This is a genomic window from Streptomyces sp. NRRL B-1140, from assembly GCF_001280065.1.
In the GTDB taxonomy this organism is placed as follows: domain Bacteria; phylum Actinomycetota; class Actinomycetes; order Streptomycetales; family Streptomycetaceae; genus Streptomyces.
The window spans coordinates 19,501-32,736 of sequence record NZ_LGEA01000025.1 but is presented as its reverse complement, the minus strand read 5'-3'; the positions used below and the strand labels follow the sequence as shown (position 1 = coordinate 32,736).

General features: G+C 73.4%; 9 protein-coding genes. All 9 read right to left on the bottom strand.

What is annotated here, in order from left to right; genetic code table 11:
- Positions 1–2: 2 nt before the first annotated feature.
- Complete coding sequence (locus tag ADK65_RS04235; RefSeq protein ID WP_053668420.1) at positions 3–1,451, bottom strand: FkbM family methyltransferase; 1,449 nt, start codon at positions 1,449–1,451, stop codon at positions 3–5.
- Between the two features lie 7 nt (positions 1,452–1,458).
- Entirely contained in the window at positions 1,459–2,673 is a 1,215-nt protein-coding gene (locus ADK65_RS04230) for an alpha/beta fold hydrolase (RefSeq protein WP_053668419.1), read from the bottom strand.
- Positions 2,670–3,632: a chlorinating enzyme gene (locus tag ADK65_RS04225; RefSeq protein WP_053668418.1), complete on the bottom strand. Its 963-nt coding sequence runs from the start codon at positions 3,630–3,632 to the stop codon at positions 2,670–2,672. The genes ADK65_RS04230 and ADK65_RS04225 overlap by 4 nt, the downstream gene beginning before the upstream one ends.
- A complete protein-coding gene (locus ADK65_RS04220) occupies positions 3,629–5,455 on the bottom strand; it encodes an amino acid adenylation domain-containing protein (RefSeq protein ID WP_053668417.1) in 1,827 nt (608 codons plus the stop codon). Before ADK65_RS04220 ends, ADK65_RS04225 begins: the two co-directional genes overlap by 4 nt.
- A 101-nt stretch (positions 5,456–5,556) precedes the next feature.
- Positions 5,557–6,720 (bottom strand): MFS transporter, encoded by a 1,164-nt coding sequence (locus tag ADK65_RS04215; protein ID WP_053668416.1) that lies wholly within the window; start codon positions 6,718–6,720, stop codon positions 5,557–5,559.
- Positions 6,717–7,529 carry a thioesterase II family protein gene (locus ADK65_RS04210; RefSeq protein WP_063787989.1) on the bottom strand — a complete coding sequence of 271 codons (813 nt, stop codon included), beginning with the start codon at positions 7,527–7,529 and terminating at the stop codon, positions 6,717–6,719. Before ADK65_RS04210 ends, ADK65_RS04215 begins: the two co-directional genes overlap by 4 nt.
- Positions 7,526–9,286 (bottom strand): non-ribosomal peptide synthetase, encoded by a 1,761-nt coding sequence (locus tag ADK65_RS04205; RefSeq protein WP_053668415.1) that lies wholly within the window; start codon positions 9,284–9,286, stop codon positions 7,526–7,528. The genes ADK65_RS04210 and ADK65_RS04205 overlap by 4 nt, the downstream gene beginning before the upstream one ends.
- Positions 9,271–10,074: a hypothetical protein gene (locus tag ADK65_RS04200; RefSeq protein WP_053668414.1), complete on the bottom strand. Its 804-nt coding sequence runs from the start codon at positions 10,072–10,074 to the stop codon at positions 9,271–9,273. The genes ADK65_RS04205 and ADK65_RS04200 overlap by 16 nt, the downstream gene beginning before the upstream one ends.
- 20 nt (positions 10,075–10,094) lie before the next feature.
- Entirely contained in the window at positions 10,095–13,235 is a 3,141-nt protein-coding gene (locus ADK65_RS04195) for a type I polyketide synthase (protein WP_053668413.1), read from the bottom strand.
- Position 13,236: the final 1 nt, after the last annotated feature.

The following is a 13,236-nucleotide window of genomic DNA, read 5'->3' as shown; positions in this document are numbered from 1 at the left end:
ACTCACAGGTCACCGTGCTCCGGGCTGCGCTCTTCTCCCCCGGCCCGGTGTGTGCCCGCCGCGGCTGAGGCCCGCTCGGGCGCGGAGGCCTCGATCGCCGCGGCCAGCCCACCGAACGTGCCGTCCGTGAAGATCAGGTCCGGGGTCAGGGCGTCCTCCCCCAGGCGCTCCTCCACCTGCGCCAGCAGACGCACGGCGGTGAGCGAGTCGCCGCCGAGGTCGAAGAAGTCCGCATCCGGCCGCACTGCTTGCGAACCGAACAGACCGGCCCAGATCTCGGCGAGGTGCCCGGTGCGACCGGTGGCGTCCGGCGCCGGAGCCGGGGACTCGGTGATCGCCTTGTCGAGGCCGGGCACCACGACGAAGCGCCCCGGTGTGCCGGCCGACGGGTCCTCCCGTGTGAGGAGTGCACGCAGCTCCCGGTCGAGCGTGCGCAGATTCGGGCCGTGGTCAACGGCGGTGACCGTCCCGCTCGACGGCTCCCGGTCGTGGGCCGTGGCCTCGGGCCGGTGGGCGTACACGTGGTGGCAGGGCGTCAGGGTCAGTCTGGGGTCCTGCTCGTGCGTGACGGAGAAGCCCTGTGCGGTCAGCGTGCCGAGAACGGACGCCAGTCGGCCGTCGATGTCGTGGACTTCCATGACGATGCGGTCGATACGCGGCCAGAGCGCGGCGTCGATGCCGTCGAGGACCTGCGCCTCGGCCTTCTCCACGTCGACCTTGAGCAGGTCGATCCTGGTCAGGCCGTGCTCGGCGGCGATGCGGGTGAGCGTGGTGGTGGGCACACGCCTGCGCACCGCGGTCATCCGGTCGGCTGCGAGCCGGTCCAGGTGCGCCCCGTCCTCGGCGCCTTCGCCGGTGAGGAGGTAGCCGCGCAGCACGTCGAGGTCCTCGTCGGCCTGGGCGAATCCGCCCGACATCACGCTGTTGTGCGGGTAATAGGTGAAGTCGGTCTCCGACTCCGCCCGTCCGAGAGCGCACCGCAGGACGACGGCGTCCACGCCGTGCAGCTCGGCGTTGACCGCTGCCGCCGCGGCGAGTTCCTCCACCGGTTCGACGGCGATGACCCGCGCGCCGGGGCTGCGCCGCGCGACGGCCAGAGTGAACATGCCGATGTTGGCCCCGGCGTCCACGACGACGGCGTCCGGCGGAAGGGTGACGCCGTGCTTGAAGTAGGCGTTCCCGGCGAAGATCTCGCGGTACAGGAAGTCGGTTTCGCTGCGGTTCACCCCGGCCACCCGGAGATCATCGGCGGGTTCGTGCCAGCCGAGCGTGCCGAGCCGCCCCGTCGCCTCGAGCGCGGCCGCACGGTGCAGCAGCGGGGCACGGCTGGGATCGGGCACGAGCCACGCGACGCTCTCCCGGCCGTCCGCCCCCGCTGTGACGGTGGCCGCGGTGACCGCGGGGTGGGTGCACAGCAGTCGGGCCATGAGGCTGGTGCGGTCGCTGTCCATCGGTCGCTCACGTGTCCTTCCGGTGGGGTGCGCTGACGTCGTGGAGGAATTCCTCGGCCAGGCGGACCAGTTCCGGGCCCGCGTCGAAGGCGCCGAGGTGATCTCCGTCCGGCAGCATGCGCAGGTCCGCCCGGGTGAGCCGCGTCGCGACGTACTCGGATCCCGCGGGGTGGGCCGTCGTGTCCTGGGGGCTGCTGACCACCAGAGCCGGCTGGCCGGCTGCCAGGAAGGGGCGGCAGTCCGTGGACATGATCGCGCCGTTGAGCAGGCCGTAGCGGTGCAGCAGGCCGGGAGTCGCATAGGGGTGAATGAGGTGGTGGGCGAGGTCGGGGCGCATGCCGTTCAGCGCGGACGGGCGTCGCATCAGCCGGTGCAGCCCGGCGGCCTGTTCCAGGTTCCGGGAGGCCCTGGCGAGCAGTGACCCGACGTCTCGCTGGTGGTCGGTCTTGGGCGCTGCAGCGCCCAGTTCGTAGTCGCCGTGCCACAGGCTCATGGACATCACGCGTGCCGAGCCGGAAGCGGCGGCCAGCGCGATGGCGGCGCCCCCGCACAGTCCCATGATGTGCGCCCGCCGGATGCCGAACCCGTCGAGGACCGCCAGCAGATCACCGGCCTGCGCGGCGAGACCGTGGTCCGCGAGCGCGCTCGGGCCGGTCCCCGTGGGGAACATCCCGCGGCTCTCCCAGGTCACCACCCGGTAGGAGCCGGACAGTGCCGCCATCCAGCGGGCCACCAGGCCCACCGGCATGCCGCACGCCGTCACGAGGGCGACGGCCGGACGGTCCTCCCGCCCGGCCGTGAAGCAGCGCAGCGGGGTGCCGTCGTACGCGGGCACCATGACCGGCCGGCCGGGGAGAGCCGCCGACGCGGACCGTGCGACGCCCTCGACGTCCCCGGACGCGCCAGGGCCCGGCCGGGCACCGCCCGCGACCGCGTCGTACCCGCCGGAGCCCAGTGCCAGGCGCCTGCTGAGCGCGATCTCCACGGACCAGGGCCGGGCAGGTTGCGGCACCACGTCGAGCCGGGGCAGCTCCAGCGCGTCGGTGAGCCGGTTCAGCAGACGCTGGAGCGCCGGTACCGAGCCCGGTGGGACTCCCTCGGCCGGTGCCACCCTCAGTCGTTCCGGCACGGCACGGACGAGGGTGGCGCTGTCGACCAGTGCCGTCGCCAGCCGGCGCGTCGCGTCGTTCGCCCCTGCGGCGACGCCCTCGGGTTCCGTCATCCCTGGGTCCGTCGCCCGGGCCGGTGGCGGAACGGCTGGTCGCGGGTGGTGCGGTCGACCAGACGGTTGTGCCCGTAGGTGTCCGTGCCGCCGACCAGCACCGCCCCGTAGCGGTCGAGGCCGACGCGGCCGCCGTACTCCTCGATGACGGAGGTCCCGGGGTAGACCTGCACGGAGGTGGGCACGTAGCGGGAGGCGAAACCCATCCGCATGTCCTTCGTCGTCCCGGCGTGCGGATGTGAGGCGTGCATGAGCGTGGACCAGAAGACGATGAACTGCCCCGCCTTCATCTCCATGGACACCGCCTGCGACTCGTCCGGCTTCCACTCCGGGTCGATCTGCAGTTCCCGGTAGTCGTAGCCGAAGAATCCACGCCGTACGCCGTCCTTCTCCACCGCGGTGTTGCGGTCCGGCGCGTAGTGCATCCGCTTGGTCTCGTCGTAGAACATGGTGCGATGCGTGCCGGGAATGAACTGCAGGCAGCCCATGTCGACGGTGGCGTCGCTGAACGCGCACCACACGGTGATGGTGCCGCCGAAGTCGGACCCGCCCGGCCACTGGATCTGCGGGGCTCCCGAGGCGTTGGCGAAGGTGTCCGCCTGGTGCCAGTCGGTGCCCTCGTCCCCCGGGTACTTGGGGAAGAACTCGCTGCGCCAGCACAGCACGTCGGGGCCGAGGATGCTGCCGACCCGGTCGACGATCTCCGGCCGGGCGATGTGCTCGGCCAGGAAGCCGTGATCCAGATGACGGTCGTAGTTCGAGATGTTCGTGGCGCCCGATATCGCGGCGCCGTCCTGGTACACGGCGGCGCTGCGGTCGAGGAGTTCGAGGCGGGCCCTCCCCCACGCCGTCCTGATCTCCGACGGCTCGTAGAGGGTGAAGGGTCCGGCGAAGCCCTGCCGGTGGAAGGCGGCCAGCTCCTCCGCGTTGAGGGAGAAGTCGGTGGTCTGCGTGGTCATGCGGTCTCCTCGGTCGGTGACGCGGTCAGCGCGGCGTCGACGTGCCGCCCGAGGAGGCGGACCGTCGCGCCGTCGATCAGCACGGTGATGTCGAGGTCGAGTCCGAACACCTCGTTGACACGGTCGAACATGCGCAGCAGCGACAGCGAAGTGCCGCCGAGGTCGAAGAAGTCGGCGTCGCGCTCCACCCGGGGGACGTCCAGAACGGCGCGCCACACCTCGGCGATCCGCTCTTCCGTACCGGTCCGTGCGGAGCCGGCCGCGTCCGGGCCCTGGGCGGACGCCCGGGGCGTTTGCGGGGAGGGCAGCCGCGCTGTGTCGACCTTGCCGTTGAGCGTGAGCGGAAGCTCGGGCAGCACGACGTACCTGGACGGTCGCATGTACGCGGGCAGCGCGGCGGCGGCCCGCTCGGCGAGCACCGCCGCGAGCTCGGGACCTGCCGTGCGGGACGCGACGTAGGCGATGAGCCTGACGTCGTCCTCGCCATGGTCGTGCGGCAGGACGACGGACTGCGTCACGTCCGGATGGCGGTCGATGAGCGACTCGATCTCCCCGGGCTCCACCCGGTGGCCCCGGATCTTCAGCTGATCGTCGGTGCGGCCGAGGTAGCCGTAACCGCCGCCGGGCAGGGCGACGATCCGGTCACCGGTGCGGTAGCAGCGGCGCGGTACGCCGTCGGCGCCGACGACCTCGACGAACCGCTCCTTGTCCAGGTCGGGGCGGCTCAGGTAGCCGCGGGCCAGTCCGGGGCCTTCGATGTACAGCTCGCCGGGTTCGCCCTCCTCGACGGGCCGTTCGTCCTCGTCCAGGACGTGGAAGGCGAGATCGGGCAGGGGCTCCCCGATCGGGCTGGGTCCTTCCCCTTCGAGGTCGGCACGGAGCAGCCGGCGGTAGGAGCTGTGCACGGTCGCTTCGGTGATGCCGTACATGTTCACCAGACGCGGGTGTTCGTCACCGTGCCGCTCGACCCAGGGGCGCAGCGTGGCGGGGTCGAGCCTCTCGCCACCGAGTACCACCGTCCGCAGCCGCGGCAGCGGGTGGGCTGCCCGCGCCTGCGTCGCGGCGAGCCGCCGGAAGGCGGACGGCGTCTGGTTGAGCACCGTCACTCCCTGCGCGAGGAGCAGCGCGTGGAAGTCCTTCGGCGAACGGGCCGTCTCCTGCGGCACCATCACCAGCCGCCCGCCGAAGAGCAGCGCACCCCAGATCTCCCACGCGGAGAAGTCGAAGGCGGCCGAGTGGAACGCGCTCCAGACGTCGTTCTCGTCGAAGCCGAAGAGGGGCTGGGTCACGTCGAAGAGACGCACAACGCTGCGGTGTTCCACCTTCACGCCCTTGGGCAGGCCGGTGGACCCGGACGTGTAGATCACATAGGCGAGGTCGTCGCCGTCGGCGGAAGGCGGCTTCGCGCGGTCCGCCCGGCTCGGGGCGGCGGGGAGAGAGTCCAGCAGGACGACGTCGGCGTCCAGGCCGCAGAGCGGTCCGCTCAGCGCCGCGGTGGACACGACGACGGGCGACCTGCTGTCCTCGACGGTCCACCGGATGCGGTCCGCGGGCGAGCCGGGGTCGATCGGCAGGTACGCGGCACCCGCCTTGAGGATGCCGAGCATGCCCACGAGCAGGTCCGCGTCCCGGGGGGCGAGCAGGGCCACCACCGCTCCCGGCCGCACCCCTGTGCGAGTGAGCGCGTGTCCGAGCGCGTCGGCCCGTTCGTCCAGTTGGCGGTAGGTGACTTCGCCCTGCGCCGTGGTCACCGCGGTCTTGTCCGGGAACCGCTCCACCACGTCCTGGAACCGGTCCGTGAGCGTGCGTCCTTCTGCTGCCATGGGTATCTCCTGCCTGTTCGGTCGCTTCGGCGGTACGCGGCTTTCCCCGCCGCTCTGAACGCGGTGGCGGCGTGCGCCCTCTCACGCGTCGGACACGCTCCTCAGACGGCTACGGTCGCGGGTTCGGTGGGCCGGTCCCTGCGCAGGAGGCGCAGTTCGGTCACCACCGCGGCCGCGCACAGCACCGCTGCCGTCAGCGGGAGCCATCGGGGTGCCACCTGTCCCAGGAACAGTCCGCCGACCGCGCCCCCGAGTGCGGCGCCCACGTAGATGACGGAGCTGTTCAGGGACACGGCCACGGATCCCGCCGGGCCGGCCAGCCGGAGCAGGCGGTGCTGCTGTGGTGCGGCGTACATCCAGCCGCTGACCCCCCACAGCAGCATGGCGACGAGCGCGCCCGGGAACGACCCGGTCAGCTGTGGCATCGCCAGGAAGACGACGGTCATGCCGGCCACCGAGGCCAGGACGAGTCGCCGGCCCGCCGGACGGTCCATGTAGGCGCCGGCGAGGGCGTTGCCGGCCAGGCCACCGAGCCCGAAGGCGAACAGCAGCACCGCGAGCCGTCCGCCCTGCCCGTCGGTCGCCTCGGCGAACACCGTGGCGGCGTAGGTCAGCACCGCGTACTCCGCGATCACGGCGAAGACCGTGACGGTCAGCACCATGCGGACCAGTGGTCCGCGCAGGGCGGCGAAACGTTCCCGAGGCCGGTGGGCGGTGTGCTCGGAGTCGACGCCGCGCAGCCCGGCCGCGAGGGGCACGGCCACGGCGGCGGTGGCCGCTGCGAGGACCGTGAGCGTGGGCCGCCAGCCGAAGACGTCCGCCGCCCAGGTGCCCGAGGGCACGCCCACGACCGACCCCATCACCAGGCCGCTGGTGACCAGCGCGAGGGACTTGCCGGAGCGTCCCTCCGGAGCGAGGGAAGCCGCGAGCGAGCAGGCGTGCGGGGTGAACTGACAGGCCCCGGCGGCGACGAGCAGCCGCCCGGCCATGGCGGCCGGCAGCGAGTCGGCGACCGCGCAGACGACGTTCCCCGCGGCGACGGCGACCAGCGCGGCGGTGAGCGCGGCCCTGGGTGAGCGGCGGCTGAGAGGGACCGCGAGCAGCGGGCCGAGCACCGCGTACCCGACGGAGAACACCGTCATGAGCTGTCCCGCCGCCGCTATGGAGACGCTCAGCGAGTCGCCGATCTGGGGCAGCATGCCGGCGATGACGAACACGTCGGTGCCGATGAGGAAGGTTCCCACGGCCAGCAGCAGAAGCCTCATGTGTCCGTCCTGGTCCGGGCCCGCGCGATCGCGCCGGTGGTGCGGGTGAGCGCGGTGCGTACCGCCTCCACGATCAGCGGCGGGAAGCCGTTCAGATAGAAGTGGCCGCCGGCGAAGTCCCGGGTGTGGAACCCGGCGGTGGTGTGCTCGGCCCACGCCTGTACGTCGCCGTGGGTGAGTTCGTCGTCCCGGCCCGTCCACGCGGTGACGGGGCAGGAGAGCAGCGAGGGGCAGCTGCCGGGCCGGTAGGCGGCGGCGGCCCGGAAGTCGCTGCGCAGGGCCGGCAGGACCATCGCCCGCAGCTCGGGGTGGACGGCGATGGCCGGGTCGGTGCCGCCGAGCCTCAGCAGCGCTTCGAGGGCGGCCTCCTCGTCGTCGCCCGGCAGTCGCGGGGCCGTGCGCCGGTACGGCGCCTGCATGCCGGAGACGATCAGTCCCGCGGGCGACGCACCGTACCGGTGCTCGAGCCTGGTGGCCGTCTCGAAGGCGACCAGGGCGCCCAGGCTGTGTCCGAACAGGACCGGAGGGGCGGCCGGCCGCGGTTCGGCGAGCAGTCGGGCGATTGCGTCCGCGAGCAGCGTGACGTCCTCGAAGGCGGGCTCGGTGCAGCGGTCCTGGCGGCCCGGATACTGCACCGCCAGGACCCTGACGTCGGGCGCGAGCGCAGCGGAGAGCGGGAAGTACTGGCCCGCGGTGCCGCCGGCGTGGGGGAAGCACACGAGCGTGCGGGCCTGGTCGTGGGTGTCGTGGAAGGCCCGGATCCAGGCGGCGCGTTCGTGCGGCCCGCCCCGTGCGGTCGGAAGGCTCATGCGGCGGCTCGTTCCGTGATCAGCGCGGTGATCGCGTCCACCCGGGGGTCGTACAGGAACTCCTGCACGGACACCCGGACCTGGAAGCGTTGTTGGATGCGGGTGACGACCAGCGCGGCGGAGAGCGAGGTGCCGCCCAGGTCCGCGAAGTGCCGGTCGGGAGGTATGTCGGCGACGCCGAGGACCGTCGACCAGATGACGGTGACGGCCGACCGCACATCGCCGGGCTCGGGGAGCGGACCGGCGCCGTCGTCCGCCTCGCCGGGCTCGGGGAGCCGACGGCGGTCGATCTTCCCGTTCGGGGAGAGCGGCAGCTCGGGTGCGAGGACCACGTGGTGCGGAACCATGTAGTCGGGCAGCAGCCGGGCGACGTGGGCACGCAGTTCGCCCGCCTCGGGGGCCTGGCCGGGCCCGGCCACGACATGCGCGACCAGTTTGCGTTCGTCGGCGCCGGGCGGTGTCCAGGCCGTCACGGCGCACTCGCGCACCGCGGGATGGCGGAGCAGGATGGTCTCGATGTCGCCCGGCTCGACCCGGTACCCGCGGATCTTGAGCTGTCCGTCGGTCCGTCCCAGGTACTCCAGGACTCCGTCGGGCCGCTCGCGCACCAGGTCGCCGGTGCGGTACGCGCGTACGGGCCGGCCCTCGATCCGCCTGCTGCGGAACCGCTCGCGCGTCTGCTTCGGATCGTGCACGTATCCGTGGGCGAGGCCGGCCCCGGCCAGCCACAGTTCGCCGCCCTGTGCCGGCGGGTCGACGTGGGCCGTCATGCCGGGAAGCGGGCGCCCGATGGGGGGCAGGTCGGGCCAGGAGTGCGGCGGACCGGTGAGGGTGTGGGCGACGGCGACATGGGTCTCCGCCGGCCCGTAGTGGTTGTGCAGACGCGCGGCAGGCAGCCGTGTGAACAGGTCCCGGACGGCGGGCGTGATGTGCAGGGCCTCACCGGCCACCGCCACCTCGCGCAGAGCCCCGGGCAGGATGCCGAACTCGGCGGTAAGCTCCGCCAGTCGGCGCAGGGCCACGGGAGGCAGGAAGATCCGCTGGATCCCCCATTCCCGGCACAGCTCCCACATCCGCTGCAGGTCGACGCGTTCGGCGTCGGACGGCGTGTACAGGCAGCCCCCGCTGCACCAGGCGGTGAGGACCTCCTGGACGAACACGTCGAAGCCGAGCGGGGCGAACATCAGGGTGCGCAGCGGCTCGGGGGACGTACTGGCCAGCGTCCATTCGATCAGGTTGTCCACGCAGCGGTGCGGCATGGAGACCGCCTTGGGCCCTCCGGTGGACCCGGACGTGAAGACCAGGTAAGCGGGATCCTCGCTGCCGGGCGCGGGCACGTGGGGTGCCGGGGCGCCGTGCGCCGCGCCGGACGTGGGGTACTCCCGGAGGGGAATCACGACGGGCCCGTCCGGCTCGTCGGGGGTCCGCAGGCCCGGCTCGACCAGCGCGAACCGGGCGTGGCTGCGCCGCCACATGTGCTGGACGCGGTCTGCCGGATACTGCGGGTCCACGACGCAGAAGGCCCCTCCCGAGCGGAGCACGGCGAGGACGGCCACACCGAGAGCGACGCCGCGGGAGGCCTGGATGAGCACGACGTCCCCGGCGCGCACCCCCTGGCGCGTCAAATGTCCGGCCAAGTCGGCCGATCGGCGGTCGAGTTCGGCGTAGTCCAGCGTGCCGTCGGGTGCGACCAGCGCGGCGGCACGGGGACGGCGCCGGACCTGTGCGGCGATCGAATCCCCTACGCGGCCGGGCAACGCGCAGTCCTCTCCCCCGTGTCCGGCGTGTCCGCGAGGCCCAGGGCCTCCAGGACCACCGCACGCGTCTCCTCGGACCTGAGCAGCTCGAACCGGTCGCAGTTCAGGCGCAGTGCGCGTGAACTGCGACCGGCAGCGCAGGGGAAACCGAACGGGTCGCTGTCCGCGGAGCCCAGTCGCAGCACCTCCCCCTCCCAGGGCCGGGTGCGCGCGTGGTGGGCCGCCACCAGATGGGTGAGCCAGTCCGTGTACGCGCTCACCATGTGCGTGGCGCTCGCCGCGCTCTCCGCCTCGTCGGCACCCGCCGCGCGCAGCGCCGCGCGGGCCCTGCGAGCCAGTTCGCCGGTCAGCTCGTCGACGAGGCGCTCGGGGTCGTCGGTCAGGGCCACGGCATCGACCGGCCGGCTCGGTTCCCGCTCGTCCGGTGGGACGCCGAGGCCGGCGAGCCTCGCGCGGTAGTCCGCCGCGATCGTCTCCGGGGATGTCGCCTCGGCGTCGAACAGCACGATCGCCGGTGGCCTGCCGCCCAGGGCGGCGGCCACCTCGAAGGCGAGCGGCGCCGAGGCGCAGTACGCGGCGACCGCCGCGACCGGACCCGCCCCGGACGGCACGTTCGCCAGCAGGCGGGCCGCGTAGCCGGAGCCGCTCACCGCCCGCGGCAGAGGGCCCCGCAGCAGGTTGTGGACACGGAACCCGTGCCGCTCCAGACCCAGTTCCTCGATCCGTGCCTCCTTCCGGTATCCGGGGTAGTCGAGTGCGAGAACCAGGGGGTTGTCGTTCTGGTGCATGGACGGGGTCCTTTCGCCGCTCACCGCGGGTCTCCGCCGACGAGGCCGGACAGGGTGCGCAGTTGTGCGTTCATCAGGTCGTGGGTGCCGTCGACGAGGTCCTCCAGGGACGCGAGCTGCTGCCCGGCGACCGCCCTCAGGGCGTGTGGCGGGGTGACGGGTGCCGGGGCCGTCGTCACGGCGGGTGCGGGGGCCGGGGGCACCGTGAGGACGGTGGCCGGTGCGGTGGCCGCATCCGTGGAGGGGGCCGGCCCGGGCGCCGTGCCCGCCGACGGGAGCGGCCCCTCCCCCGGCGGCTTCTCCCGGGTGAGCCAGGGCGGCGCCGGCGTGGGGTACGGCTCGCGGCGGAAGGGATAGCCGGGCAGCCGGACCCGGCCGCCGCCCGCGCCGACGGCCCGCCAGTCCAGACGCACGCCCCGGCGGTACAGCTCTGCCAGTGCCTCGTGCGGTCCCCCTCCGGTACCGGCCAGGCTCGCGGTCCAGTGACTGCCGGGCAGCGCCGTCCTGGCCAGTGAGGTGAGCACGTCGGCGGGCCCGAGCTCCAGGAAGTCGGAGTGACCCAGTGCGTGCACGGCGGCCAGCGTCCGCTGGAACAGCACGGGCCGGCGCGCCTGGCGCACCAGATGGTCCGCGTTCACCACGGATCCCGCGGGGAGCACCTCGCCTCGGGCGCTGTCGCCGCACGGCAGCCGCAGCGGCGTGAAGGTGAGGGACCGGGCGGCCTCCCTCAGCGCGGGGAGCACCGGGTCGAGCAGCGCGGAGTGGAAGGCCCGGTCCACGTCGAGTTGTCGGCAGGCGATGTCCTGTCCGGCCAGTGTCCGGTGGGCCGCCTCGACGGCCTCGGGGTCACCGGACAGCACGAGGGAACGCGGCCCGTTGATCGCGGCGATCTCCACCGGCAGCCCGGCGCACAGCTCCTCGACGGTGTCGGCGTCGCCGTTCAGGGCCAGCATGCGGCCGGGGGCGGCGGCTCGCATGAGGTCGTCCCGCGCGGCGGTGAAGCGCAGCCCGTCGGCGAGGGAGAAGGCACCCGCCGTGCAGAGTGCCGCGATCTCGCCGAGGCTGTGCCCGAGCACGCACTCGGGCTCCACCCCGAACTCCCGCCACATCCGTACCAGTGCCATCTGTAGGGCGAACCGGGCTGCCTGAGAGTCCGCTCCCGCCCCGTCGGCGGACGGTGTGAGGAGTGCGTCGAGCAGGCTGCCGTGGGCCGCCTGCCGGTACGTCTCCTCGCACGCGTCCAGGACCTCGCGCACGACGGGGTGTCGCCGGTACAGCTCCCATGCCGTTCCCGCGAGGGCCTGGCCCTGCCCGGAGAAGGCGAAGGCGATCGGCCCCGCGGTGGCCGGTTGTGTCTCGCCGGGCCGTCGCAGGAACCGGTCGAGGCCGTCGGCCAGTTCGGCGGCGGTCCGGCCGTGCACCACCGTGCGGTGGGGGTGGTGCGTGCGGCCGAGCGCCAGCGTGGTGTGGACGTCGGCGACTCCGAGGCCGGGGCGTGCCCGCAGCTCGTCCCGAAGCCGTGTGGCGACGTCGTACAGGGCCTCCGGGGATCGTGCGCTGATCGGGACCGGAAGCGGCTGGTCGGGCTGCGGGCGGACCGGCGCGGCCGGCGCCTCTTCGAGGAGCACGTGGGCGTTCGTACCGCCGAACCCCAGCGCGCTGACTCCGCCGCGGCGCGGGACGCCCCGCGGTGTCCGCCATGCCTCGGCCGCGGTGGCCAGGCGGAACGGACTGGTGTCCCAGGGCAGCCGGGGGCTCGGCCGGGTCACGTTCGCGGTGGGCACGATGGTGCCGTGCCGCAGCATCAGCACCGTCTTGACGAGCCCCGCCATTCCGGCACAGGTGTCCAGGTGCCCGAGGCTGGGTTTGACGGAGCCGAGGGTGCAGAACCCGGTCCTGCCGCGCTGCGAGCGGTACGCCCGGGACAGCGCCTCGAACTCGACGGGGTCGCCCAGCTCGGTGCCGGTGCCGTGAGCCTCCACATGGCCGACCGAGTCGGCGTCGATGCCCGCACGGGCCAGGGCGAGCCGGACGACCTCCGTATGGCCCTGTACACCGGGGGCGGTGAAACCGGCCTTGGCGGCGCCGTCGTTGTTGACGGCGGAGCCGAGGACGACCGCTTGGATGTCGTCCCCGTCGGCGAGGGCCGCGTCCAGCCGCTTGAGCAGCACGACGGCCACGCCGTTGCCCCCGACCGTGCCGTCCGACGCGGCGTCGAAGGCCCGGCACACCCCGCTCGGGGACAGGATGAACTCCGGGTCGGGCGTGTACCCCGCGTCCTGGGGCAGATGTACGGCCGCGGCCCCGGCCAGGACCAGGTCGTTCTCGCCCGACAGCAGTGACTGAACGGCCAGATGGACGGCGACGAGCCCGGTCGAACAGGCACTCTGGACGGCGACGGCCGCGCCGGTGAGACCGAGGCGGTAGGCGACCCGGGTGGCGAGGAAGTCCTGCTGACCGCCGATCAGCCCCTGCATCTCCTCCATGATGTTCGCCGAGGACGCGGCGCCGCCCATGCCGTGCCGGGCGAAGTACGGCAGGCCGGGACCGTACAGGTTCATGCCACCGCCGGCGTAGACCCCGATGCGGCGTCCGTGGGCGTGGCCCGCGTACCCGCCGTCCTCCAGGGCGTGGGCGCAGCATTCCAGGAACAGCCGGTGCGCCGGATCGGTGAGACCTGCCTCTTTCCGGCTCATGCCGAAGTGGTCCGCGTCGAAGCACTCGGCGTCGTCGACGACCCCTGCGACACGCACCCGCCCGTCGCCCTGCCCGGTATCCAGGCGGCGCACGCTGCTCCGGCCGGCGCGCAGGTTCTCCCAGAGTGCGGCGAGGTCCGGTGCGCCCGGCAGGCGCACGGCCATGCCGATCACGGCGACCCGTCCGTCGGTGGCCGCCGGCCCGGGCCCGGTGCCCTGGGGCACGTCGGCCTCGCCGGCCGCGAGGTGTGCGGCGAGCGCGGCGATGCTGCCGTGCTCGAAGAGGGCGGTGTCCTCCACGGGGAGGCCGAGCGCGGTTTCCAGACGGACCTTGACCCGCATGAGCGCCAGGGAGGTGAGTCCCAGGTCGAAGAACGAGGTCCGCGGATCGGCCGTGCCGCCGGTCACCTCCTCGACGAGCGCACCGATGCGCTGTCGCAGCTCCCGCTCGCTGAGCCCGGCCATG